Origin of the sequence: Micrococcoides hystricis (assembly GCF_042434215.1) — a bacterium.
In the GTDB taxonomy this organism is placed as follows: domain Bacteria; phylum Actinomycetota; class Actinomycetes; order Actinomycetales; family Micrococcaceae; genus Micrococcoides; species Micrococcoides hystricis.
The window spans coordinates 200,736-224,554 of the sequence record NZ_JBHLUB010000032.1 but is presented as its reverse complement, the minus strand read 5'-3'; the positions used below and the strand labels follow the sequence as shown (position 1 = coordinate 224,554).

The following is a 23,819-nucleotide window of genomic DNA, read 5'->3' as shown; positions in this document are numbered from 1 at the left end:
CCTCCGTGGTCGCCAGCGTCTTCCGCATCAGGCTCAGCCCAACCCGGCCCGTTCGGCCAACGCTTGGGCTGTAACCGAGCGTGAACCCGGGCGCACACCCTGCTGAGCAACCGCCGCCGGTGTCCCGGTGGCCAGGATCTGACCGCCTTCGTCGCCGGCTCCCGGGCCAACGTCGATGACGTAGTCAGCCTGCGCGACCGCCCGGAGGTCGTGCTCAACGACGACCACCGTCGCGCCGTCGTCGACCAAGCGCCGCAACTGGGCAAGCAGCAGGTCCACGTCCGCGGGATGCAGCCCCGTCGTCGGCTCATCCAGCAGGTACAGGCTGTGCTTGCGGCTGGAGCCGCGCTGCATCTCTGAGGCGAGCTTGATGCGCTGCGCCTCGCCGCCCGAAAGCTCCGGGGAACCCTGCCCCAGCCGCAGATAGCCTAGGCCGAGCGCGTGCAGGAACTCGACCGAGTGCAGAATCCGTGGCTCCTCCGCGAAAGCCTCGAGCGCATCGTCCACAGTCAGCGCCAAAACATCCGCGATGCTGCGGCCGTTCCACTGCACCTCAAGGATCTCCGGCTTATAGCGTTTGCCGTGGCAGGCCGGGCAGGTCGTGTAGGTGCCCGGCAGGAACACCAACTCAACCTCGATGCTGCCCGCGCCATCGCACTCCGAGCAGCGGCCCTTCGTGGTGTTATAGGAAAAGTCAGATACCGACATGCCGCGCCGCTGAGCCTCCGGGGTTGCGGCGAAGAGCTTGCGGACGTGGTCGAAAAGGCCCGTGTAGGTCGCGACGGTGGAACGCACCGTACGGCCGATCGGCTTCTGGGTGATGTGAACCAGGCGGCGGATCTTATCGAGCCCCGTTGCGCTCTCCACCCGGAAATCCTCGGAGGCGTCGGCACCCGGCGTGACCTCAGCATCCGAGTCCTCCGAGGAAGCCTCATCGGCACCGACCACCTGCTTGGCCGAGCGCGCCGCCACATCAGCCAGCACCCCGATGACCAAGGTGGATTTACCGGAACCGGACACACCCGTGACCGCGGTGAGCGCACCCAGCGGGAAGTCGACGTCGGCCCCGTCGAAGGCGCGGGCGCGCACGCCGGTAAGGCTGATGGATTCGCCGGTGCCTGCTGGGGTGTCCGTCAGCTCCGGGAAGTCCGCGTTCAAGGCGGCGGCAGTGGGGGAGCCCAGCTGCTCAGCGTTGGCGCGGAATTGCTCAGTGGGGCCGGAGAACACCAGCTGACCGCCGCGCTCGCCGGCGCGCGGGCCGATGTCCACGATCCAATCGCATCCGGCAACCAGGGACATGTCGTGCTCCACCAGTAGCACCGAGTTACCTGCGTCGATGAAGCGCTGCAGCAACTCAGAGACCGCCTTCCGCTCCACGACGTGCAGGCCGGCTGAGGGTTCGTCCAGCACATAAGTGGTGCCGAATAGGTTCGAGTTCAGTTGGGAGGCCAGCCGCAGGCGCTGATGCTCGCCCGCGGACAAGCTGCGTGCCGGGCGGGAGAGGCTCAAGTGCCCGAGCCCCAGCTCGTTCGCCGCGCGCACAGTGGGCAGGACCTGATCCAGCAGTAGCTTTTCGGCCTCGTCGTGCTCATACCACTGTTGCTTGCTGATCCCTTGCAGGTGCTGGAGGCGGTCCTCTAGCACGGCCAGCACGTCTTTCAGCGCCAAGGCGTTGAATTCGTCGATCGCGTAGCCGGCGTAGGTGACCTGCAAGGTGTCCGGCTGGAAGCCACGGCCTTGGCACGTAGGGCAGGTTGATGCATGCATGAAGGAAAGTACTCGGCGGCGGTTCTTATCCGATTCCGTCTCCGCGAGGGTGTCGGTGAGGTAGGTGGCTACCGAGCGCCATTTGCCTTTATATGACCCGTGCACGGCGTTTTCGTCGCGCACCGGGTGGACGGTGACTACCGGTTGTTCGTGCGTGAACAGGATCCAGTCGCGGTCTTTTTGTGGAATGTCTCGCCACGGGATGTCGATGGGGTAGCCGAGGGTGTCGAGGATGTCCCGGAAGTTCTTACCCAGCCATGCTCCCGGCCAGGCGGCGATCGCGCCGTCCCGGATGGACAGCTTGGGGTCCGGCACCATTGACTCTTCCGTGGGTCGGTGCACGGTGCCGGTTCCTTGGCATTCGGGGCACATGCCGGCGGTGGTGTTGGGGGAGAAGGCGTCGGAGTCGAGCCGGCCGTATTCGAGGCGCTCACGCATGCCGTCCGGGTAGGTTCCGGAGCGGGAGAAGAGTAGCCGAATACTGTTCGACATGTTCGAGATGGTGCCCACTGAGGAGCGCGCCCCACCTAGGGTGGTGGACTGTTGCAGGGCCACCGTCGGCGGCAGGCCTGTGACCGACCCGACGCGCGGGTTGACTGCGCCACCGATGAGCCGGCGGGCGAAGGGTGCGACGGATTCCAGGTAGCGGCGTTGCGCCTCGCCGTGGATGGTGCCGAAGGCTAGGCTGGACTTGCCTGAACCTGAAACGCCGGTGACGGCCACGAGGGTGTCCCGGGGTAGGTCGACGTCGATGTGTTTCAGGTTGTGTAGGTGCGCGTCACGCACCCGGATCATGGGATCGTGCTCCGCGCGTGCCGTTGCGTGCGGGGCCTGGAACTCGGGCTGGGCGTGAGTCATGGTGGCCATTCTATCGGGCAGGCCGAGCCGTTGTAGGTGGTGCGGGCTCGACGATCAACGCGAGTCCCGCATCGATATCTGACAACATATCGTGCCTTATTGACCTTGGCGAAAGGACCTGACGTATCCTGTCAGAAATGCTTTCTTCGAGCTGTTTTCGCCTGCCCTGATTGATGCGAGGGGTTGTTGTGGGTTCTTTGTCGCGTGAGGTTCAGCGGGATCGTTTGCACAGGACAATTTGGGAGGTCGTGAACGAGCTTCGTGGTTCGGTGGACGGCTGGGATTTCAAGAGCTATGTGCTCGGAATGCTGTGCTATCGCTTCATTTCGGAGAACCTCGCCACCTTAATCGAAAAGAACGAGGGCGAGGGCTTCAGTTACGCGGAGCTGACGGATGAGCAGGCTGAACAGATCCGCGGCATGATGGTGGATGAGAACCTGAACGAGACCCTGGAGAAGGTCTTCCAGAGCATCGAAGGCTCGTCGGTGGGGCACGCGAGCGAGGACGACCTCAAAGGCTTGTTCGATGACCTTGATGTGAACTCGACCCGCCTGGGCAACACGGTGGAGCGACGCAACGAGAAGCTGCGCAAGCTGCTCAACGCGATCGGTGAGCTGGACATGGGCGAGCAGCACGATGAGGGCATCGACATGTTTGGTGACGCCTACGAATTCCTCATGCAGGTGTATGCCTCACAGGCCGGTAAGTCCGGTGGCGAGTACTACACGCCGCAGGAGGTCAGTGAACTGTTGGCGCGCCTTACGGTGATCGGTAAGAAGCAGGTGCAGCGCGTGTACGACCCGACGTGCGGTTCTGGAAACTTCTTGACCGAGACCTACTTATCTCTGCGTCGGCTAGAGAATAAGGTCATCTCTGAACTGTTCGCGGGCCAGACCTCAGTGTCTTTCGATGATGTGGATATTAGTCCGATCAAGGTCTCTTTGAACAAATTCTATGGGCTAGAAATCAATGACTTCGCTGTGGCTGTTGCTGGCACGGCGCTTTGGATTGCTGAATTGCAGGCCAACTTAGAAACGGAAATGATCGTCACCCGCAATATTGAATCTTTGCCGCTTAGCGATGGCGGCCGAGTCGTCCACGGCAACGCTTTGGAGACAGACTGGGATGAGATCATCCCTGCTCAGGATTGTGACTACATCATCGGTAACCCGCCTTTCCTCGGTGCTAGGAACCAGTCAGCAGAGCAAAAAGCAGAAATCAAGACTGTTTTCGAGGCTATCGGTGCGACGCGCAATCTCGGCGAAATTGATTACGTTGCAGCCTGGTATGCCAAAGCCACCAAATATATGGGCGATCACAAAGTCCGTTCCGCGTTCGTTTCTACCAATTCCATTTGTCAAGGGGCTCAAGTCGCCAACATCTGGCATCCCTTGTACGAACAGGGCATTAGAATCGACTTCGCTCACGATACGTTCAAATGGGCCAATGAAAGCAACGACCAAGCAGCTGTGTACTGTGTCATCGTTGGCTTCTCAAAACTGGGGGAACAAAAAAGCTGTACCACTACACCGATATCGGTGGTCAGCCTGAGCTTTTGTATCCAGAAAAGATCAACGCTTACCTCAAAGATGCCCCAGACATTTTTGTTTGGAACCGGTCTAAACGTCTCCAAAATGTCCCGGAGATGGGGATTGGAAACAAGCAAATCGATGGTGGCAACTACTTGTTCGCACCTGAAGAAAAAAGAGATTTCCTTAAACTAGAGCCGGCCGTCGAAAAGTTTTTCCACCGTTGGTACGGATCCCAGGAGTTCATCAAAGGGATTGAACGGTGGGTGATGTGGCTCGGTGAAGCCACTCCTAGAAGTTTCTTCTGAGCGGCGGCGCTATATCCCCATTGGCTTCGTGGAACCCGGCGCATTATGCAGCAACTTGGTTCGTCTGATGCCTGACGCAACTAGATACCACTTTGGCGTTTTGCAGTCCCGGCTTCATAACGCTTGGGTGCGGGCTGTCGCCGGTCGTCTTGAAGGGCGATTCAGGTATTCGGCAGGTGTTGTTTACAACAACTTTATCTGGCCTGACATCAGCAAAGAACGAGAGCAGCACATCGCTGAACTTGCCCAAAGCGTCCTCGATGCTCGGGAAACCTATTCCGATGCCACGATTGCCCAATTATATGATCCCGATAACGACTGGATGTACCCAGAACTAAGAGCAGCTCATAACGCCTTAGACGCAGAGGTTGAACGAGCCTACGGCCTCGAACCTAGCGTTGATGAGAAAGTAATCGTTGAACGACTTTTCCAGCTTTACGCCAAGGTTTTGATGCTCTCAAATTAGCCAAGTTGACCGCCCAGAGGCGAAGACGTGATTCGTCAATCCTCTAGGGCACGTCTGCACGATTAGCCAACATCCATCGGGAGACCGAGAAGGTCAGTTAGTCCCGCACCGGCTCCTCCGCCAGTTCCTGCGGCGTGGTCCGAGGATCCACCGGCGCGCCCGAGAGGTAGGCGGCACGCGAGAGCGTGTTCGAGGCGATCGAGGAAACGATGATCAGCGCCAAGATCGCCAACGCTGCGGTAATGAAGGCAGACCATTCAAAGGCATGCAACCACGTGTGATGCACGAAGGCGGTGCCCACCAACAGCGGCATACCGAAACCAGTACCTGGCGAGAGCGAATTGATGCGGCTGTAAGCGTCTTTGGCCTTATGCATCGACATGGAGCTGATCAGCACGAACCCGGCGCCGGTTAAGATCAATACGGCGATGAAGACAAGCGTCAGAATATCTAGGATGCTCACGGTTATCGCCGTCCTCGAGTGATGATGCGGGCTAGTGCGATCGTCGCCAAGATACCCACCAAGGAGGCGAGCAGTGCTGCGTCGAGCACGATGGCCGAGTCTGAGAGCATCGCAATCAGAATCAGCAGTCCTATCGCGCTGAAGAAGACGAGGTCACCGACCACTGCCCGGGAGGCCGCGTCGGTTGCTTTGAAGACGAGCCGCAACCCGGCAAGGATGGCGACCGAGAGCATCAAGACACCGATCGCGCAGACCAGGATGAGCCACGAGTTGAAGTCTGTGGGATCAAAGGCCATTGTTTTTCCCCCTCGTCATGGTCAACAAGCGCCGTTCCATGTCCTGCAGGCTGTCCAGAATCTCATTCCGGTCTTGGCCGAACATGGAGTGAACGAACAGGGTTGGCGGTTCCGTTTCGGTACCGGCCGCGGTGGCCACCACGAGGGTGCCTGGTGTGATCGTGATGGAGGAGGCCAACCAGGTCACCTCCATGTCTGTTTTACAGCGCAGTGGGAACTCCACAATGGATGGGGCGAGGCGGTCCTCACGGCTGAACACGTAGCGCGCCACGGTCAGTGAACCGGCGATGATCTCTTTGAACAGAAACAGCAGGTAAGTCAGGGTGTACCACGGATGAATACGGATCATGGTGTCTCCAATATCGACTGCTGGTACTGTGCCCGGTCCACGAAGACCTCACCGGCGGTGTCGGTCAGCTCCTGAATCGGTCCGGCCAACACAAACATGGCAACCGAAACCAAGATCAGGAACGCGCCCGGTGCCACCACCCGGAACGGGATCTGGTTCGACGGGGTCGACAGATACCGCTCGGCTTGGTCCCCGTAAAACACGTCCTTGTACAGACGCATCAGGGCCAGCAGTGTCACCAATGAGGCGGCCAAGATGACGGTGATAAGCAGCGCGCTCATCCCGCTTCCGGCGGCGGCAAACATCAGGTTCAGTTTGCCCCAGAGGCCGCTGGTCGGTGGCAACCCGGCTAGTGAAAGCAAACCAAAGGCTGCGAGGAAGGCCACGAGCGGTTCTTGCTGCATGAAGCCGGAGAACCGGTTCAAGCGCATCGGCCCATAATGCTGCTCGATGGCGCCAAAGATCAGCAGCAACGCACCCATGGTGATGATGTGGTGGACCAGATAGAACAAGCCGGCGGAAACGGCAGCGGCCGTGAAGATCACGGTGGCCAACAAGATGTGGCCGACGCCGGAAACCATCTGGTAGGACAGCACCCCACGCCCGGTGCTTTGACCCAGCGACAGCATGGAACCAAAGAACATGGTCGCTAGCACCACAACCGTCAAGACCCACTGCCACTGGGCTGGCGTATCAAAGGCGACGAAGTAAACCCGCATCACCGCGTACACACCAACCTTGGTGTGCAGACCGGAAAACAAGGCCATCATGCCGGCGGAAGTTCCCGGGTAGGAGCTTGGCAACCAGCCGTGAACCGGGACGGCACCGGCCTTGATGCTCAACGCCAGCAAGACCACGCCCAAGGCGGCGGCCAGAACCGGGTCCGAGCCGGTGGTACCGGCCAACGAAGCCAAGTTCACGGTGCCAGCCACGCCGTAGACCAGGCCGACGCCCATCACCAAGATGGTCGAGGTGACTAGGTTGACGATGACGAACATGCGCCCGATACCCAGACGTTTGAAACCACCGGTGATGGCAATCAGTGCGTATGAGGGCAGCAGCATGACCTCAATGAAGACGAAAAGATTGAACAAGTCCGCCGTGATGAGGGCACCATTGACTCCACCGACCAGCATAAAGATCAGTGCGGCTGCAAAGCGGTATTGGGTTTCTTGGGTGGCGGTCATGAACCACACCGCGGCGAACGTCGCTACCGCGGTCACCATCAGCAGAATCGAAGTGGTCGGATCGGCCGCAACCGCGATGGCCACACCACCTTCGAAACCACCGGTGTTGTGGCCCAGTACGGGTTGTTCTTGCTGCCGGATAAGCAGGTAGGCGGCCGCCACAAACTGGCAGACCGGCCAGATCAACAGCAGAGTCCGGTCAAGGATCTTGTTCCTAGTGACAACCGACAATGCCGCGAGCAACAACGGCAGGCCGGGCAGGGCAAGTAGCGCCGCGGATAAAGTTTCAAGGCTCACGCGTCCCCCTCCTCACCGGTTGCTGGAACACGTTTCTGATCATCATTGTGTCCAATGACAGCCATGGCCAACATCAGGATGGTCACGGCCATGGAAATCACGATCGCGGTCAGCACGAACGCCTGCGGGAGTGGGTCTGCACCGTCGGCCGCGGGGGTGATGTTGGCCAGTGGCTCTGAGCGCCAGGCCGGCACCCCGGATGCCAGCAGCAGGAAGTTCGCGGCGTGGGCCAGCAGCCCGAGGCCGAAAATGGTTTGCACCATGGAGCGTTGCAACGTCAGGTAGACGCCGCCGGTGACAAGCACCGTGACGGTCAAGGCCAGTATCACTTACGCCCCACCTCTTTCGGCTTGGTGCCGGAGGCAATGTATTGGGTGTGCGGTTTGATCTTGGTGGGTCCAATCTCATCCATCGGGCCGGGCAAGGGGCCGCTGACGCTTTCGTCGGTCCGTTCTCGGGTGTACTCGGGCCGTTCCTCAGCCTCGTGTGAGATGCCCCATTCGGCTACGGAGTGCTTCGTCTCAGCCTCGTCAACGCCAAAGGTTGGGTCCAGCTGCTTCACGGTGGAGGTCCCCAGCAGGTTGAAGGCCACCATCATCAAGCCCAGCACCGCCAGGTACACGCCCAAGTCAAAGACGAGTGCGGTGGACAGGTGTTGGCCCAAGAAGTAGGTTCCGATCGGCTCTAGGAAGGATCCGGCACCCAGCAGTCCCCAGAACCCGGTCAACACGGCGATACCCACGCCGGCGCCAATCAAGTACACCGGTAGTCGTGGCGGGCCGATCTGCCGGTCCGTGGAGGTGGACAGGTACAACAGGCCGACCACGGCAGACCCGACCAGCGCGGCAATGAAGCCGCCACCGGGTTCGTTGTGTCCGCGCCAGAAAATGATGGCCGACAAGATCGTCAGAATCGGCACGATCATGCGCAGCATCAGCTGCAGCTGCACCACGTTGCCCCACGAGATTCGGACACCGCGGGCGGCAGCCGATTCGGGACCGCGCAAAGCCAGCTCGGGTTCGGGGGTGAAAGCGGGGTCTTTGCTTCCGGTCGGGTCCAGCTTGTCATTACGGATGGTGGACAGGATCGCGATGATCGCCACCCCGGTCATGCCCAACACGATCAGCTCACCCATGGTGTCCAAGGCACGGAATTCCACCAGAATCACGTTGACGATGTTGTCACCGCCGGTGATTTCTTGGGTGTTCTCCAAGTAGTACCGGGCCACGTCCGAACGCTCACGCCGACCGAGGAAGGTGAAGGCTGCGGCGCCCGCACCCAAACCGACCAAAGCTGCGAAGGTGAACTTGCCCGGCTGGAAGCGGTGCTTGCTGCCGAACGTCAGCGGAAGTTTCTGCAGGACCAGCATGATCACGATGATGGTCAGCGCTTCCACCAGCAGCTGGGTCAACGCGACATCCGGGGCACCCAGCGAAATGATTTGAACGACCGCGAGCCCGCCGATAGCCGACAACGCCAATGTGGCAGCCAACCGGGTGGTCGCGAAGATCAGGGTGGCGACCGCAGCGATGATCAGTACCAGCACCACCGCGTCAATGGGGTGGTTAATACCCGGGGTGAACGGTGCCAGCGATCCGGAGCTGCCGAAAACGAACAGGGACGCGAAACCGATCGCGCCGAGCCCGGCCAACATGGGGGCCACATGCGTTGCGGCGTGCATCGAGTCCGTGACCCGGCCCAACCGGATGGACGCCCGGGTGATCACACCGGTGATCGCGGCGATCACCTCAGCACCGGTAATGGTCTTACCCTTGCGTTCCACGTACGGCCAGACGCTCTTGTATTTAGCCAGCAGGATGAACCCGATGACAAAGACGGCCAAAGTCACGAACAGCGGCGGAGTGAAACCGTGCCACAGGGTCAGATGCGGGTGGGACTGGATGGGCAGCCCGGCATCCACCATGGGGGTAATAAACTTTTCCACGGCTGGCAGGAAGAACACTAGGACCGCGCTGGCAAGGATCGGCAGCGCCGCCGGAATGATCAGCATGGCCGGGGTTGGGTGGATGTCCTTGTCCGCCTCACCGGTGATGAACGCACCGACCAAGATCTTGGCGCAGTAGGAGAACGTCAGCACGGCCCCGATGCCGGCCAACACCAGCGCGCTGATGCCGACTCCGGCGCCTAGGGGGTGCTCGTAGACAGCGGTCAGGATCGACTCTTTGGACAAGAAGCCGAACAACGGCGGCAACCCGGCCATGGCGGCGGTGCCGAGCAGGGTCACGATGAAGCTGACGGGCATCGCCTTGTACAGCTGCGGCATCCGGTCCAGTTGGCGGGTACCGGTGGCGTGGTCAATGACGCCGACCATCATGAACAGCCCCGACTTGAACAGGGCGTGCACGATGGTGTGGATGATCGCCGCGATCATACCGAGCTCGGTGCCGGTCCCGATGGCCGCCACGATCAGCCCCAGCTGGGAGACGGTGGAGTACGCCATCAGTTTCTTCAGGTCCGGCTGCGCGAACGCGAACCAACCGCCAACGATCGAGGTGATCAGCCCCAAGAACACGAGCGTGGTGGACCAAGTGAGGTTCTCGTGGAAAGCCGGGGAGAACCGCATCAGCAGGAAGATACCGGCCTTGACCACCGCTGCCGCGTGCAGGTAGGCGGAGACCGGGGTGGCTGCGGCCATGGCGTCCGGCAACCAGACGTGGAACGGGAACTGCGCGGACTTAGTGCCCGCCGCAATGATGATCAACACGACCACCAAGGTGGTGAAGCCAACGTCAGACCACATGGTGTGGCCCAGCACCTCGGTGATGGCGGTGGTGCCTGCGGTGAACGCCATCAGCGCAACCGCGGCCAGCAGGGTCAGCCCACCAATGAAGGTCAGCAGCAGGGTGCGCAAGGACGCCTCTTGGCCGCCGGTGCCGGAACGGGCGATGAGCAGGAATGAGGCCAGGGAGGTCAGCTCCCAGCAGATGAAGAGCACGACCAGATCATTGGTCAGCACCAACCCCACCATGGCGAGGGTGAAGATGGTCATCACCAAATAGAAGCTGGTGTGGTTCTCTTTGTCCGTCAGATATTTGGTCGCATATAAGAAGACGATGGCGCCAATGAGGGTGGCGATGTAGGTGAACAGCACACCAATTCCGTCGGTGTGAAACGCGAAGTCCACCCCCAGCCCAGGCACCCACGGGATGGAGTAGTCGGTGGCGGTGGTGTCCGCGTTTCCGGTCAGAACCGGCAGCGCCGCTGGCGTGAAAAGTGCTGCTGCCAGCACATACAACGGGGCTAGAACCCACCCTGCATGTCGGCCCATAACCCTGGAAAGGGGCCAAGCAAGTGCGACGCTTAGGCTAAGACACCCAAGGGTGAGAAGTACCGGCATTAATGCCCTCTGCGGTCGGCCTAAACAAATCAAAGGAGAGGACGCAGAAACCAGAGTGATCTGCGTCCAACGTTTTTTATCCTAACAAATCCCGGTATTCTGGCAGAAAGTCACGGGCATCAATACCGGTGGCAGCCGCTACAGCAGATTGAGGTTTTCAAGGATGAACATTGCACTAAAACTGGTCGCCGCAGGTCTGAGCATCGGCGCTGCCATTATTGGCCCACGGATCGCCGATGGCGCATGGCGCTTGGTGGCCCGCGATGAGCCGCCTACGGATCTGGATGACACCGAACGCAGCTTCGCGGCCGTGGTCGGTTTTGCGGCCCTGTCGGCCTTTGTGGTGGCCGTGCTGCAGGTGGCTTCGAAGCGTGGCGCATACCGGGTGTCGCAGAAGATGATCGGTGACCGCGTTTCCGACCGTGAAGTCTAAACCGGTCTAAAGTTTTTCACCGCAGAGCGAAAAAACTGCACGACTAAAGACACACTTAATCGTTGTGAGCCCCAACCAATTACGTGGTTGGGGCTCACAGTTTGTTTGTGGCTCGTTGCCGCTTAGTACCGGTAGATGGCTCCGGCCAGCACCCCGTCACCGAGTCCTTCAACCGGCACCACTTCGGCACTGGAGTTCAGAGCGTCAGCAATCACCGGGTCGAGTTCGGCACCGGCCGCGGACCGGGCTTGCACCGAGTCGATCAGCAGTCGGCCCACCCGGCCGGTGCTGACGGCTTCCCGGATCTCCTCCAGATCGGTGCTGGCTTTACCGGTGCCGAGCAGTTCCTTGAATTCGTTTGCGGTGGCCTCACGGTTGGCAGCGTTCAGGTCACCGACCACGTTGCCGAGAGCTTTGTGCAGCTGTTCGGCGCTTTCACGGCGCGGGTTACCGGGCACGATCTCCGGGTAAATGTTCTTGTACTTGCTGAACTTCCGGAACAGAGCCGCGTTTTCTGCCACGGTGGCCAACACCAGTGGCCGCTTCTCCCCGTTGTTCAGCTGCTTGTCGACGCCTTCAGCAAGCCGGCGAATGTATTTCTCCGTCATGATCAGGTCGACTTCTTTGCCTGCACCGTGACCGTGGAAGGCCGGGGAGTCAGTGTGCTGGTGCTGCAGCTGGGCTTCCTTACCTTCGGTACCTGGCACCTCGGTGATGTCGGCGGGGATGTCGCCGAGGTCGCGCTGACGCATGGTGTCACGGTCCGCTTCGAACAGGCGCACGCTCTGCTGCCCGAAAGCGAAGAGCAGCACGGAGTTGCCTTCAACGCTGATCGGCAACACCGGGCGCAGCACAAACTGTTCCCCGACGTGGACTTCCAAAGGTAGTTCGCGGCTGAACCGGACAGTCTTGCTGTAGCCCTCGCTCAGGAAGATCGCTAGACCGTCTGCTGTGTCCTGCCAGAACCGGGAATCTTCCACCAGCGCGTGGGCGGGGGCCAAGAGTTCTTTGCGGACGTTCTTGTCCACGTTCTTGTCAATGAGTTCTCGTTCCGCCTCGTCGATGAGGGTCTTGAGTCGTTTGGCGCCCGTTGCGGTTTCTGCACCTGCGCGTGCGGTGGGCATGAAGATCGTGATGCAGTTACCGCGGTGGCTGGCGAGTTCACGCATCGTGTCAGCAGTGAATGGATCGGCTGGGGTCATATTCATTAGTTCTGCCATGAACTAAGCCTATGAATTTTTAGGGCCTTTTCCCAGACCTTTTTCCTCTTTGCGTAACTGCTCCATTTCGGTGTCAATGGCCATCCCAAGTTCGTCACGGAACAGTTTCACTTTGCTCAATCCACCCGTGTGATACACGGCCCGGCCCACCATGTGCGCCGAGACGGGAACCGTGATCAACTGCAGCAGCCACGCCAAGATCAGAAACGGCAGCCAGCTCCAGTCCCGCACAGCGATTGCCAGAGCAATGAGCAGGAACATCAGTCCCGGTACCTGGGGTTTGGTGGCCGCGTGCACGCGGGAGAGCACATCGCCGAAGCGGAGCATGCCCAGCGCCGCGAAGAAGGACATGAGCGCACCGGCGACCATCAGGATGGCGATGATCCAGGCGAGCCAGTCTGGGAGCAAATCGATGGCGTCGGTCATGACTGCTCCTGCCTGATCGGGTCACCAATGCGGCTTCGTTCCAGAACGAAGCGGGCGATCGTCACCGAGCCGATGAAGCCAATCACCGAGGCCACCATGACCAGCACCACCGAGTCCATGGTTCCGTTACGGATCATGCTGACCACGATGGTGGAGGACACGGTAATGATCAGCACGTCCGCAGCGATGATCCGGTCCAGCAAGGTCGGGCCGATGAAGATCCGGTAGACCGAGGCTAGCGCGGAGATACCTAAGATGACCAGCGTAATCGGGTACGCGATTTCAATGGGGTTCATCCGGAATGCTCCTCTCGCTGATACGGGGGCAGACCGTCATGCTGGACCGGCCGCCCCGCTTTCCTATCCGCCGCTTCCTGTTTGACGAGCTCAACTTCTGACTTCATGCCGATCGCCCGAATGATGAGGGCTTCGGTCAGCAGAGCGTCCTTGCGGAACATATCGACGTCGGACTCGTTGGTGGCATCCATGAAGTGCAGGTACAAGGTCGACGTGGAACGGTCCACCTCAATGACCAGCGAGCCCGGAATCAGCGCCAGCGTGTGACCCACCGCCGTCAGCACGAGGTCGTCTTTGGAACGGAGCTGCACACCGAGCACCGCGTTCTGCAGCCGTGGGCCTTGGCTAATCGCCAACCAGGACACGTTCATGGAGGCCACGATCAGTTTCCAAACCATGCGCACAATAAACACAAGGGCCCAGAACACGTTGAACCGGCCGGACAAGAGCACCGGTGGCAACTTGTACCGCCAGCTGACCACGAGGGCCAGTATTAGCCCAAAGAGAATGGTATCGATGGTGAAGTCCCGCCACAGTACACACCAGACGACCGTCAGCCAGGCCGCCATGTAGAACTTGGAGCGCCGAGCCTTCTTGGCGTCCATCAGGTATTCACTCACGGTTCTTTCACCACCCCAACGGATCCGTTGGCCCCGGAATCGTCCCCGAGCACCGCCTCAATGTAGGGGGTGCGCAGGATGATGTCGCGGGCCGCTTGGCCTGAATAGTTGAACAGGCCGGAGGCGAAGATCGTCAGCGAAACCCCGACCGCGATCAGCGCGATCGTCGGCGCCACCAGCACCGGGTGCAAAATGGTGCGGTTGAAGTAGCGGATGCGTTTTTCATCCGTGGTGGTGATCAATGCGTCCGGACGCAAAGCATCTTCCGGCCGACGCCAGAACGCCCGCGCCCAGACTCGCACAACGGCCAGCAGTGTCAACACCGAGGTCACGATCGCTGCGGCCAGACCGACCCAACCCAGCGGCGTGTTCACGGCAATGCCGCCTTGGAGTAAACCAACTTTGCCCAGGAACCCGGAAAACGGCGGGATGCCAGCCAAGTTCATGGCCGGGATGAAGTACAGGATGGCCAGCAGGGGGCTGATCTTCAGCAGTCCGCCCAAGCGTTCTAGGTTTGCGGAACCACCACGGCGTTCGATCAACCCGACCACCAAGAACAAACCAGTCTGGACCACGATGTGGTGGGCCACATAGTAGACGGTGGCCGCCACCGCGATCTCATTGGCAACCCCCAGCCCGTAAATCATGTAGCCGATGTGGCTGATCAGGGTGAAGGACAGCATTCGCTTGATGTCTGCCTGCGCGATAGCACCCAAGATCCCCACCACCATGGTCAACGAGGCGATCGTCAGCAGCACATCATTAAACTTGTCTGAGGGGAACAGCAGTGTTTCCGTGCGGATCAGTGCGTAGACACCCACCTTGGTGAGCAGGCCTGCGAACACCGCGGTGACCGGTGCCGGCGCGGTTGGGTAGGAGTCCGGTAACCAAAACGCCAGCGGGAAGATCGCCGCCTTGATCCCGAAGGCCACCACCAGCAGCAGGTGCAGAATCATCTGCGTCGGTTCGGGAAGATCCGCCAGCTTGACGGCCAAATCCGCCATGTTCACGGTACCGGTGGCCGAGTAGATCATCCCGATGGCGATCAGGAACAGGGCGGAGGAAATCACCGAGACCACCATGTAGATGACGCCGGCCCGCACACGTGGACCGGTCGAGCCCATGGTCAGCAGCACGTAGGAGGCCGTCAGCAGGATCTCGAAACCAACAAACAGGTTGAACAGGTCACCGGCCAAGAAAGCATTGGACACACCGGCCACCAGCACCAAGTAGGTGGGGTGGAAAATCGTGATCGGACCGTCTCTGGAGTCATCCGTGGCTCCCTGACCGGTCGCGTAAATCAACACCGCCAACGAGACGATGGTGGAGACCACCAGCATCAGCGCCGAAAGCCTGTCGACCACCAAGTTGATACCGTACGGCGGCAACCAGCCGCCGAGCGCAACCGAGGCGGCGCCTTGATCCCAGGCCGCGATCAAGATCAGCATTTCGATGATCAAGGTGACCGACAGGGTCACGATCGTGATGACCTGCTGCGCGGTGCGATGCCGGATCAAGGTGAACGCGATAGCAGCACCGAGGAACGGCAGTGTCACCGACAGCGGCGCCAGCGAAACTAGGTCACGGACGGAAAGTAGATCCACTAGAACTCCCCTTTCCGATGACCGCGCGGCTTACGATGGACGACCTTGTTATCCCGTCGATGCGAGCCCGGGGACTCGTCAGCATCAAACGGGATGAGCTGTTCGGAGGCGCCAATAGCCCGCGGGCCGGCCAACGCCTCACGGCGGGCCTGCTCACGCTGGGTCAACTCGTAATCGACGTTGGGGTCCGCACCGAACTCGGAAGTCTCCGCTTGCAGTTCGGCGTCATCCTCCGCGTCATAGATCGGTTGGGAAGCCACGCGCTTATCTTCGTCGTCATCCTCGACCTCGTCTTGGCGGGATATGACCCAGGCCCGGTAAATCAGAGCCACGAAGAACGCCGTCACTGCGAAAGAAATCACGATGGCCGTCAGCATCATGGCCTGCGGCAACGGGTCGTTGTACCGGTCCACGTCCGCGCTGGCTTCCCCGGTGACGATCGGTGCCAGCCCGGCCAGACCACCGGTGGCCAGAATCAGCAGGTTCGTGGCGTTGGTAATGAGCATCATGCCCAGCAGGATGCGGGTCAGCGAGCGCTCGGTCACCAGATACACACCAATGGCGTAGAGGACGGCCATCACCAGCAGCAGCGTGATGTTGATCGTCATGACCGACCCCCTTCTGCCGCTTCCACTTCGTCGGTGCGGGCGGCACGCTCGGCGAGCTGCGCCGCGGCGACGCGTTCCTCGATCCGCAAGTCAATCTTGGAACCGAAGGTGCGCAACACATCCAAAGCAAGTCCGACCACAATCAGGTAGACGCCCACGTCAAAGATGATCGAGGACACCAAACTGTGTTCACCGAAGATGCCCAAATTGAAGTCAATCCACGCGGTTTGCAATACCTGGCCGCCAAAGGCCAACGGCGCCAACGCGGCTGTGGTCGCAACCGCCAACCCGATCCCCAGCACCGTACCGGCCGGGGTGGAGATCGCTTCCTCCAGCTCGTAGCGGCCACCGGCAAGATACCGGATGGTCAGGGCCATGGACGCCACCAGCCCGCCGGCGAAGCCGCCACCGGGAGTGTTGTGCCCTGCCACCAGCAGGTAGATCGACAAGATCATGATCGGGTGGAACACCAACCGGGTGACAACCTCAAAAATAATGGAGCGTCGCTGCGGGGCCTGCGTCCGGGTCCCGACCAGCCAAGAACGCCGCTGGGTGGCGAAGAATTTGTGCGCCAACATCGCTTCGGCACGCCGGTGCAGATCGTCCTCGTCCGGTTGCCGCAGAATACCGATCGAACCGGTTTTCACCTCCGGTGTGAGGGTGCGGTTGAACTCGCGGTACTTCACGAACACCAAGGAGGCGATGCCGGTGGCCGCGGCGACTAGGACGGTCACCTCACCGAAGGTATCCCAAGCACGGATATCGACTAGCGTCACGTTGACGATGTTCGCGCCGTGACCGCCGTTGACGGCAAGCTTCGGAAATTCCAGCGAGATCGGTGTGTGGATACGGGAAGCCATGGAAACGACCGCGACCACAAACATGCCGGCACCGAACAGCGCGCCCAGTGCCATGCGACCGAACTGAATGCGGCGAGTATCTTGAGCCCCAATGTTCGGTGGCAGAGCACGCAGCCCCAGTACGACCGTGACCAAGATGATCGATTCCACCAGCAGCTGGGTCAGGGCGAGATCCGGGGCGCCTTGCAGTGCGAAGATCAGCACCAAACCGTAACCGGTCACGGACACCAAGATGACGGCCATAAACCGGGTCCGAGCCCGGATCGCGCCGATGGCCCCGATGATCATGACGACACCGGAGATGACTTGTCCCCACGAGTCCGCCAACAAGAACTGCGGGTTCTCGGGCAGCCCGACCGCGACGATGACGGCCAGCGGGGCCAGGACCGCGACGAGGAAGGTGATGATCAGGTAGAAGGACAGCGAACCGCGTTGGGTTCGACCGGTCACGGCCACCGCCAGTTCGTCGATGAAGGCCAGCACAGAACGGTAGATCCGCTCGGCATCCACCGCCGGCGGCAACCAGCCCCCAGCCATGACCTGGAACCGTTCCTGGGCGGGGCGCGCCAGCGCAAGTGCCGCGCCGAGCACAATCGCCAGCACGGACATGCCGAGCGCCACGGTGAAGCCATGCCAAAGCGCAAAATGCGGGACCGTGCCCGGCAGCGCATTAGCGACAGGTTCGATCAGGACCTGCAGGACGCCGGGTGTGAAGCCCCCGATCAGGGAAGCGGCTGCCAGCACGACCGGCGCCACGAAGATGAGTTTGCTGGACATATTCCAGCGCGTATCCGGGGCCTGTTCACCGGTTTTTGGATCGTACTTGGTGCCGAAGGCCCCCCACATGAACCGGACAGCATAGGCGAAGGTGAGCACCGAGCCCAGCACCAGAACAATGGGAAGCAGCAGGTTCGGATAGTCCAGAGCCGCCTCAAAAGCGGTTTCTTTGGCGACAAATCCGAGCGTCGGCGGCAGTCCGGCCATGGAGGCGGCGGCGACCACCGCAGTGCCCAGCAGCAGCGGCTGGCGTTTGGCCAGCCCGGACAGTTCGCGCACATCGCGAGTAGCGGTGGCGTGGTCCACGATCCCGACGATCAAGAACAGGGACGCCTTGAAAAGCCCGTGGGAGAGGACCAAGGCTAGGCCCGCTGCCATGGCTTCGGCGGTGCCGGCGGCCAGCATGGTGGTCAGAAAGCCCAGCTGGGAAATGGTTCCGTAGGCTAGGATCAGCTTGATGTCCACCTGCCGCAGCGCGCGGTAGGCGCCGACCACCATGGTGAGCGCGCCGAGTGTCACCGCGGTGAGCTGCCAATAGTCCGCCGGTGCGAACGCCGGAGCAAAGCGGGCCACCAGATACAGTCCGGCCTTGACCATCGCTGCCGCGTGCAAATACGCGGAGACCGGTGTGGGTGCGGCCATCGCCCCGGGCAGCCAGAAGTGCAAGGGCACGAGCGCGGATTTGCTGATGGCCCCGACCAAGATGAGGATAACTGCGACGGGGACGAGATTGTGCTGCCCTGCCGCGACCAGCTCCGGGCCGGCCGCAATAATGTCAGAGATCTTGGTGGAATCGGCTTCAAAGGCCACCATGAGGAGGCCAACGAGCATGGTTAAACCGCCGGCGACGGTGACCAGCAGGGCTTGGAGTGCGGAGCGGCGCACGTAGATGCGGTGACCGGAGTAGCCGATCAGCAGGAAGGACAGGATGGTAGTGAATTCCCAGAAGATGAACAACATGATGATGTCATCGGAAATCACCAGCCCGAACATGGCGGCGGCGAAGGCCAGCAGTTCGGCACCGAAAGCGCCGAGATCTGCGTCATCGTCCTCTTTGAAGTAGCGGGCACAGTAGGCCAGCACGAGGGCGCCAACACCGAGGATCAGTAAACCGAGCAGCGCGGAGAGCCCGTCCATCCGGAAGGCGATCGCCACATTGAGTTCCGGGATCCAGTGGATGACCTGCTCGTACGGCGGGGCCGCGCTGCTGGCGTCCCCGGTGGCCGTTCCGGCAAGGAAAGATGAATAGTTGGCCAACAACCAGATCAACGCGATGGCCGGTGCCGCAGCCAGAAGGTAGAAGGTCCGACGCCCGAACTTTCGGAACAAAAATGGGGCCAGCATGCTGAGCGCCAAGAGGCAGATCAGCACAGCGAACATAAAGGACCCTTCACAGGATGCGTACTCGGATTTTCTCTAAGTCTAACCCGGTTCACATCCGCAACATTCCTGCATCCAGCGCTCAGCTTAAAGAGAGACATTTGGTCTCACCCGCCGTATACGCTTCTCCGGTACCATGCGAAGGTATGAGGCAGAATCGTCAGGTCGCGGCATGGGCACTGTGGGATTGGGGCTCAGCAGCCTTCAACGCGGTCATGGTCACTTTCGTCTTCAGCGCCTATCTGGCCTCAGACGCATTCGGCCCGGATGCCCGGGGTACCACCGTGCTCTCCGTGGGCAACATGATCTCCGGAATCATCGTCGCGCTCACCGCCCCGGTGGTCGGGGCGCGGGCCGACGCCAGCGGCAACCGAAAACGCCAACTGGGCCTTCACACCGCGATCGTGGTCGTGTTGATTGCCGCCTGCTTCTTTGTGCGCCCCGAAGAGGGCTACCTCTACCTCGGTGTCGTCCTGATCGCCGCGGGCAATGTCTTCTTCGAGTTCGCGGAAGTCTCTTACAACTCACTGCTGTTGCGGGTCTCCTCCCCCGCGACCATCGGCCGGATCTCCGGCATCGGCTGGGGCGCCGGGTACCTGGGCGGCATCGTGCTGCTGTTGATCGTGTACATCGGTTTTGTCTCCGGTGAGACCCACTGGTTTGGTATTACCTCAGATGACGCCCTGAACATTCGCGTGGTCGCGGTTGTGGCTGCATTGTGGTTTGGCTTGTTCGCGATTCCGATCTTTGTGTCACTGCCCGCGGATGAACCCGTTTCGGGCAAAGCAAAGGTCAGCTGGGCGGCCTCTTACCGGCAGCTCTGGCAAACCTTGAAGGACCTATGGCACGGGGACCGGAACACCATTAAGTTCCTCATCGCCTCGGCCGTATACCGTGACGGGCTTGGCGCAGTTTTTGCCTACGGCGCTATCCTCGGCACCCAGGTGTTCGGTCTGGATCCGGCCGATGTGATCCTGTTTGCGATCGTCGCCAACGTCGTTGCGGCGGCAGGTTCCTTTGTGGGCGGCTGGCTGGATGACCGCATTGGCCCGCTGCCGGTGATCTACGGTTCGTTGATCGGCATGATCATTGTCGGCACCATCATGTTCTTCCAAAACGGTCCCGAGGCGTTCTGGGGCTTGGGCCTTGCGCTGTGCCTGTTCGTGGGTCCCGCCCAATCCGCATCCCGCGCATTCCTCGGTCGGCTGACGAACATTGACACCGCCGGTGAGCTCTACGGTCTGTATGCAACGACGGGTCGATCCATCGCGTTCTTGGCCCCGGGGCTGGTCGCATTGCTGATGCTCTTCACCAAGGATGAGCGCTTCGTGATCGTCGCGATCGTCGTGATTCTGATCGCTGGCGCGCTCAGCCTGCTGACTGTGAAGAATCAGGACCGGGTGGGCACCGCCACTGAAACCATCACCCACAGCTAAAGCAGGGGGGAATGACCGCCTGAAGCGGTTAGCGGTCGATGATGGTGCGGTGGAAGTTCTGGAAGCTGCGGGAGGCGGTTGGACCGCGCTGACCTAAATAACGGTTTTGATTCGGACCTGTTCCGTACGGGTGCTCGGCAGGCGAGGTCATCCGAAAGAAGCACAACTGGCCGATCTTGGAACCCGGGTGCAGGGTGATGGGCAGTGTCGCCATGTTGGAGAGTTCAAGCGTGACGTGGCCTTGGAAGCCCGGATCGATGAAACCTGCGGTGGAGTGGGTCAACAAGCCCAACCGTCCCAGCGAGGACTTGCCTTCCAGCCGGGCCGCGATGTCTTCGGGCAGGCGCACCTCTTCATAGGTGGAGCCGAGGACAAACTCACCCGGGTGCAGCACGAAAGGTTCATCCGGGTCCACTTCAACCAGTCGGGTCAGATCCGACTGGTCTTGGGCCGGGTCGATGACCGGATACTTGTGGTTGTCAAAGAGCCGGAAAAAACGGTCGATGCGTACGTCAACACTGGCCGGCTGCACCATGGACATATCCAACGGGGTAAGGCCAATACGACCACTGGTCAGTTCTGCGCGAATATCAACGTCTGAAAGCAACACACCTAGAATTTACCACTTGCAGCACACAGGCTCATCTGGTGGGCTAGTAAGGTGACTGAATCAACGAATGAAACGTCAAAGAATCCCGAATTCACCCCACAAACCGATCTAGACCACGTCATGTGGCAGGGCCGCACCGACCCGAACATGGAACAGGTGCCGCTGAAGATCATTGAAGCTTTCCTGAATGAGAAGCGTGTTTTCTTCCTCTCCCCTAACCCGGTCAATCAGTCGACCGCCGAGCAGAAGGTTGAACCGCTGACCTTGGCGGGCAAGAATGAGGAACCAGTCATCGCGATCTTCACCCACATCACGCATGTGCCGCAGGAATACTTGGCCATTACACCCCATGCGGTGGGGGTGCCCGGTGGCGCCGTGGTGACCTCGTTGAAGAACGGCGGCATCATCATCAACCCCGGAACACCGGTGGCGTTCGAGATTTCCGCCAAGGGTGTGGAGTCCATCCGTAACGACTTCTTGAGCGATAAGCCCGCGGAAAACTGACCCGGTTCGGGTGTGTATACTGTCAAGGTGTACGCGGGTGTAGCTCAATGGTAGAGCGCTTGCTTCCCAAGCAAGATACGCGGGTTCGATTCCCGTCACCCGCTCCAATTATTTAATTTCTGCTTCTTGAACCGGCAGCCAAATCCAGCCTTCTTGCCGCGCCAGCCCGGCAAGCTCCGCGGGCGGCGCAACCGCTTCACCGTGGTGCACCTGCCTAGCAACTAGGGCCGCAATGACGGCGTCTAAGGCATCATCGTTCTGGACGCAGCGCTGTGCGAACCCACCCCAGTCCAGCCACGGCATTTTCGCCGAGAGCCCGTCCACGATCGTCTCCCGCACCGCAGTATTCCGGTCCGATTTGTATCCCCGGCTCGGCAGACCCCACACCCGCAGCGCACCCGCCGGGTAAACCTCACAGATCTTCCCGGTCCCATCACGGGCCACATCCACGCCGGCGCCGCGCAGTCGGGCCTCGATCCCTGCCCACCGGAAAGCCGGGTAGGCAATCAGATCCGCCGCCACGCTCAACGGATAGCCGCCGATGTGCTCGTGCACGAACCGGTCCGTGGCCCGCAGCGCCAGACCCCGTCGCCAAGCACGGTCAGTGGATACAGGGACGTCTTGCTCCTCTCGCGCATGCGCAGAGACGAGTTTCACGAAGTCCGCTGGCCACCCGACCGGCACGTCCATGCCGGTCGTGACCGCCCCTGCCACCAAGTCCACGATGCTGTCATCGTCAACACCAATACGCACATCGACGATGCTGACCCCGCTTGCATCCTCGAGGATAGTCGCAGCAGCTGTCTTGCCAGACTCCGCCGCCAGATCCACCCCGCCAAAGATGCTCGAGCCCTCCGAGTCCGTCGCCACGGCGCTCCTTCCCCGTGAAAGAATTCTTGTACGGTTCGGTCAATCCTAGCTGCCGTCGTGCCAGACGAAGTGAAACAATCTCAGAGCAGATACCCGCATTTAGTTCATAAATCGAGGCCGAAAGACCCGAACCAACGAACGCCAAACGAGCTGCCCCATATGATGTCCTGTGCGGAGGCCTCGACCTTCATCGCTCTTGGCACCACCGGCAAGATTATGGCGATGAAGACGGGCGTTCGTATGATGTGAACATACTTTCAGCGTTTGCCGCAGCACGCTTCCACCCATCCGTAAGGAGCCCGATTGATCCAGGTCCTCTCCGGCTTTGCCATCGTCTGGGTCATCATCCTGATCGGCTACTTCATCGGGCGCACCAACGTTTTAGGCCCCAACGCGGAATCCGTTTTGTCCCGGACGGCCTTCTTCGTGGCCTCTCCGGCCCTGCTCTTTGAGACACTGGCCCAAGCCAACATCAAGGAGGTCCTCGGACCGCAAATGGGGGTGGCCGCTTTGTCGGCTTTCGCGGCGGTAGGACTCTATTTTCTGATTGCCCGTTTCCTGTTCCGCAAGCGGACCGCCGGGGAACTGGTCATCGGCGCGCTCTCTTCCTCCATGGTGAACTCGGCCAACCTCGGCATCCCGATCGCGACTTATGTTCTGGGGAGCGCATCTTTTGCGGCGCCAGTGCTGATGTTCCAGCTGGCCATCTACACGCCAATTTACGTGACCGCCCTGGACACCATCACCGGTGAACATGAAAAACATGTCGCCAAGATCGGCCCGGACGGGGCTCCTGTGCAACGCGTTCGCCCACCATGGCACGTCACACTGGGTCGCATTGGCCTGCAGATCCTCAAGAACCCGCTGATTGTCGGCTCCTTCGCCGGCATCCTCTTCTCTTGGCAGCAGTGGCCGGTCCCCGATGTGTTGAACGCACCGGTCGAACTGATTGCCGGCGCAGCCGTGCCGTGCATGTTGCTGGCCTTCGGCATCTCCTTGGTCGGCTCCAAGCCACTGCAAAAGTCCTCAAACCGCCGCATGGATGTCGGCGTCGCTACCGTTTTGAAGTTGGTAGCCCAGCCGATCATTGCTTTCTTCCTCGCCCAGTTCCTGTTCCAACTGGAAGGCCACCAGCTTCTTGCCGCCGTGGTCCTTGCCTCACTGCCTGCCGCGCAGAACGTATTCGTGGCGGCCTCCCGTTACCAAGTAGGACTGGTTGTGGCTAAAGACTCCGTACTCGTCACGACGATTGCCGCGATCCCGGCCATGATCGCCATCGCCCTCTTGCTAAACTGAG

23 protein-coding genes and 1 tRNA gene are annotated in these 23,819 nt (G+C 60.6%); 8 read left to right on the top strand and 16 right to left on the bottom strand.

The genetic code is table 11. The annotated features are described in order from the left end of the window. Positions 1-33: 33 nt before the first annotated feature. The gene (locus ACFFFR_RS11380; protein WP_377460557.1) at positions 34-2,625 is read right to left on the bottom strand and encodes an excinuclease ABC subunit UvrA; all 2,592 of its coding nucleotides are present in this window, start codon (positions 2,623-2,625) and stop codon (positions 34-36) included. A 173-nt stretch (positions 2,626-2,798) separates the two neighbouring features. On the opposite strand from ACFFFR_RS11380, the gene ACFFFR_RS11375 reads away from it, so the two are divergent. Genes ACFFFR_RS11375 through ACFFFR_RS11365 form a run of 3 tightly spaced genes read left to right on the top strand, consistent with a single transcriptional unit; the run spans position 2,799 to position 4,928 of the window. Then, on the top strand, positions 2,799-4,349 hold the full coding sequence (locus tag ACFFFR_RS11375; protein WP_446686105.1) for a DNA methyltransferase: 1,551 nt from the start codon (positions 2,799-2,801) through the stop codon (positions 4,347-4,349). After that, complete coding sequence (locus ACFFFR_RS11370) at positions 4,271-4,462, top strand: type IIL restriction-modification enzyme MmeI (protein WP_377460553.1); 192 nt, start codon at positions 4,271-4,273, stop codon at positions 4,460-4,462. Before ACFFFR_RS11375 ends, ACFFFR_RS11370 begins: the two co-directional genes overlap by 79 nt. Further along, positions 4,434-4,928 (top strand): type IIL restriction-modification enzyme MmeI, encoded by a 495-nt coding sequence (locus ACFFFR_RS11365; protein WP_377460551.1) that lies wholly within the window; start codon positions 4,434-4,436, stop codon positions 4,926-4,928. Before ACFFFR_RS11370 ends, ACFFFR_RS11365 begins: the two co-directional genes overlap by 29 nt. Before the next feature lie 97 nt (positions 4,929-5,025). Here the strand turns inward: ACFFFR_RS11365 and ACFFFR_RS11360 are convergent, their stop codons facing one another. From ACFFFR_RS11360 to ACFFFR_RS11335, 6 genes are read right to left on the bottom strand one after another with little or no spacing between them, the layout of a single operon-like run. Beyond that, a complete protein-coding gene (locus tag ACFFFR_RS11360; RefSeq protein WP_377460549.1) occupies positions 5,026-5,391 on the bottom strand; it encodes a cation:proton antiporter in 366 nt (121 codons plus the stop codon). Positions 5,392-5,393: 2 nt separating this feature from the next. After that, the gene (locus tag ACFFFR_RS11355) at positions 5,394-5,687 is read right to left on the bottom strand and encodes a monovalent cation/H+ antiporter complex subunit F (protein WP_377460547.1); all 294 of its coding nucleotides are present in this window, start codon (positions 5,685-5,687) and stop codon (positions 5,394-5,396) included. Next, on the bottom strand, positions 5,677-6,036 hold the full coding sequence (locus ACFFFR_RS11350) for a Na+/H+ antiporter subunit E (RefSeq protein ID WP_377460545.1): 360 nt from the start codon (positions 6,034-6,036) through the stop codon (positions 5,677-5,679). Before ACFFFR_RS11350 ends, ACFFFR_RS11355 begins: the two co-directional genes overlap by 11 nt. Continuing rightward, a complete protein-coding gene (locus ACFFFR_RS11345) occupies positions 6,033-7,520 on the bottom strand; it encodes a monovalent cation/H+ antiporter subunit D family protein (protein ID WP_377460543.1) in 1,488 nt (495 codons plus the stop codon). The genes ACFFFR_RS11350 and ACFFFR_RS11345 overlap by 4 nt, the downstream gene beginning before the upstream one ends. Beyond that, positions 7,517-7,849 (bottom strand): sodium:proton antiporter, encoded by a 333-nt coding sequence (locus ACFFFR_RS11340; RefSeq protein WP_377460541.1) that lies wholly within the window; start codon positions 7,847-7,849, stop codon positions 7,517-7,519. The genes ACFFFR_RS11345 and ACFFFR_RS11340 overlap by 4 nt, the downstream gene beginning before the upstream one ends. Then, positions 7,846-10,878: a DUF4040 family protein gene (locus ACFFFR_RS11335; RefSeq protein ID WP_377460539.1), complete on the bottom strand. Its 3,033-nt coding sequence runs from the start codon at positions 10,876-10,878 to the stop codon at positions 7,846-7,848. The genes ACFFFR_RS11340 and ACFFFR_RS11335 overlap by 4 nt, the downstream gene beginning before the upstream one ends. Positions 10,879-11,041: 163 nt before the next feature. Between ACFFFR_RS11335 and ACFFFR_RS11330 the strand changes: the two genes are divergently transcribed. Continuing rightward, positions 11,042-11,311: a DUF4235 domain-containing protein gene (locus tag ACFFFR_RS11330; RefSeq protein WP_377460537.1), complete on the top strand. Its 270-nt coding sequence runs from the start codon at positions 11,042-11,044 to the stop codon at positions 11,309-11,311. A gap of 122 nt (positions 11,312-11,433) precedes the next feature. Here the strand turns inward: ACFFFR_RS11330 and ACFFFR_RS11325 are convergent, their stop codons facing one another. From ACFFFR_RS11325 to ACFFFR_RS11295, 7 genes are read right to left on the bottom strand one after another with little or no spacing between them, the layout of a single operon-like run. Continuing rightward, positions 11,434-12,531, bottom strand: a complete 1,098-nt coding sequence (locus ACFFFR_RS11325; RefSeq protein WP_377460535.1) for a baeRF3 domain-containing protein — start codon at positions 12,529-12,531, stop codon at positions 11,434-11,436. 9 nt (positions 12,532-12,540) lie between these two features. After that, the gene (mnhG, locus tag ACFFFR_RS11320) at positions 12,541-12,957 is read right to left on the bottom strand and encodes a monovalent cation/H(+) antiporter subunit G (protein WP_377460533.1); all 417 of its coding nucleotides are present in this window, start codon (positions 12,955-12,957) and stop codon (positions 12,541-12,543) included. Next, positions 12,954-13,253, bottom strand: a complete 300-nt coding sequence (locus tag ACFFFR_RS11315; RefSeq protein ID WP_377460531.1) for an MrpF/PhaF family protein — start codon at positions 13,251-13,253, stop codon at positions 12,954-12,956. Before ACFFFR_RS11315 ends, mnhG begins: the two co-directional genes overlap by 4 nt. Further along, on the bottom strand, positions 13,250-13,873 hold the full coding sequence (locus tag ACFFFR_RS11310; protein WP_377460529.1) for a Na+/H+ antiporter subunit E: 624 nt from the start codon (positions 13,871-13,873) through the stop codon (positions 13,250-13,252). Before ACFFFR_RS11310 ends, ACFFFR_RS11315 begins: the two co-directional genes overlap by 4 nt. Further along, positions 13,870-15,477, bottom strand: coding sequence for a Na+/H+ antiporter subunit D (locus ACFFFR_RS11305; RefSeq protein ID WP_377460527.1), 1,608 nt, complete (start codon positions 15,475-15,477; stop codon positions 13,870-13,872). Before ACFFFR_RS11305 ends, ACFFFR_RS11310 begins: the two co-directional genes overlap by 4 nt. Beyond that, positions 15,477-16,085: a Na(+)/H(+) antiporter subunit C gene (locus ACFFFR_RS11300; RefSeq protein ID WP_377460526.1), complete on the bottom strand. Its 609-nt coding sequence runs from the start codon at positions 16,083-16,085 to the stop codon at positions 15,477-15,479. Before ACFFFR_RS11300 ends, ACFFFR_RS11305 begins: the two co-directional genes overlap by 1 nt. Beyond that, positions 16,082-19,102 carry a Na+/H+ antiporter subunit A gene (locus tag ACFFFR_RS11295; RefSeq protein WP_377460524.1) on the bottom strand — a complete coding sequence of 1,007 codons (3,021 nt, stop codon included), beginning with the start codon at positions 19,100-19,102 and terminating at the stop codon, positions 16,082-16,084. Before ACFFFR_RS11295 ends, ACFFFR_RS11300 begins: the two co-directional genes overlap by 4 nt. Before the next feature lie 146 nt (positions 19,103-19,248). On the opposite strand from ACFFFR_RS11295, the gene ACFFFR_RS11290 reads away from it, so the two are divergent. Beyond that, entirely contained in the window at positions 19,249-20,538 is a 1,290-nt protein-coding gene (locus tag ACFFFR_RS11290) for an MFS transporter (RefSeq protein WP_377460522.1), read from the top strand. Between the two features lie 28 nt (positions 20,539-20,566). Here ACFFFR_RS11290 and dcd read toward each other — a convergent pair whose 3' ends face one another. Then, entirely contained in the window at positions 20,567-21,148 is a 582-nt protein-coding gene (gene dcd / locus ACFFFR_RS11285; RefSeq protein ID WP_377460520.1) for a dCTP deaminase, read from the bottom strand. Positions 21,149-21,199: 51 nt separating this feature from the next. On the opposite strand from dcd, the gene ACFFFR_RS11280 reads away from it, so the two are divergent. Further along, a complete protein-coding gene (locus ACFFFR_RS11280) occupies positions 21,200-21,652 on the top strand; it encodes an SseB family protein (RefSeq protein WP_377460518.1) in 453 nt (150 codons plus the stop codon). 33 nt (positions 21,653-21,685) lie between these two features. Beyond that, a tRNA-Gly gene (locus tag ACFFFR_RS11275) sits at positions 21,686-21,759 on the top strand. A gap of 1 nt (position 21,760) precedes the next feature. Here ACFFFR_RS11275 and ACFFFR_RS11270 read toward each other — a convergent pair. Next, positions 21,761-22,522 (bottom strand): DUF429 domain-containing protein, encoded by a 762-nt coding sequence (locus tag ACFFFR_RS11270; protein ID WP_377460516.1) that lies wholly within the window; start codon positions 22,520-22,522, stop codon positions 21,761-21,763. Positions 22,523-22,825: 303 nt separating this feature from the next. Here ACFFFR_RS11270 and ACFFFR_RS11265 point away from each other — a divergent pair, with 303 nt between their 5' ends. Continuing rightward, entirely contained in the window at positions 22,826-23,818 is a 993-nt protein-coding gene (locus ACFFFR_RS11265; RefSeq protein WP_377460514.1) for an AEC family transporter, read from the top strand. Position 23,819 lies beyond the last annotated feature (1 nt).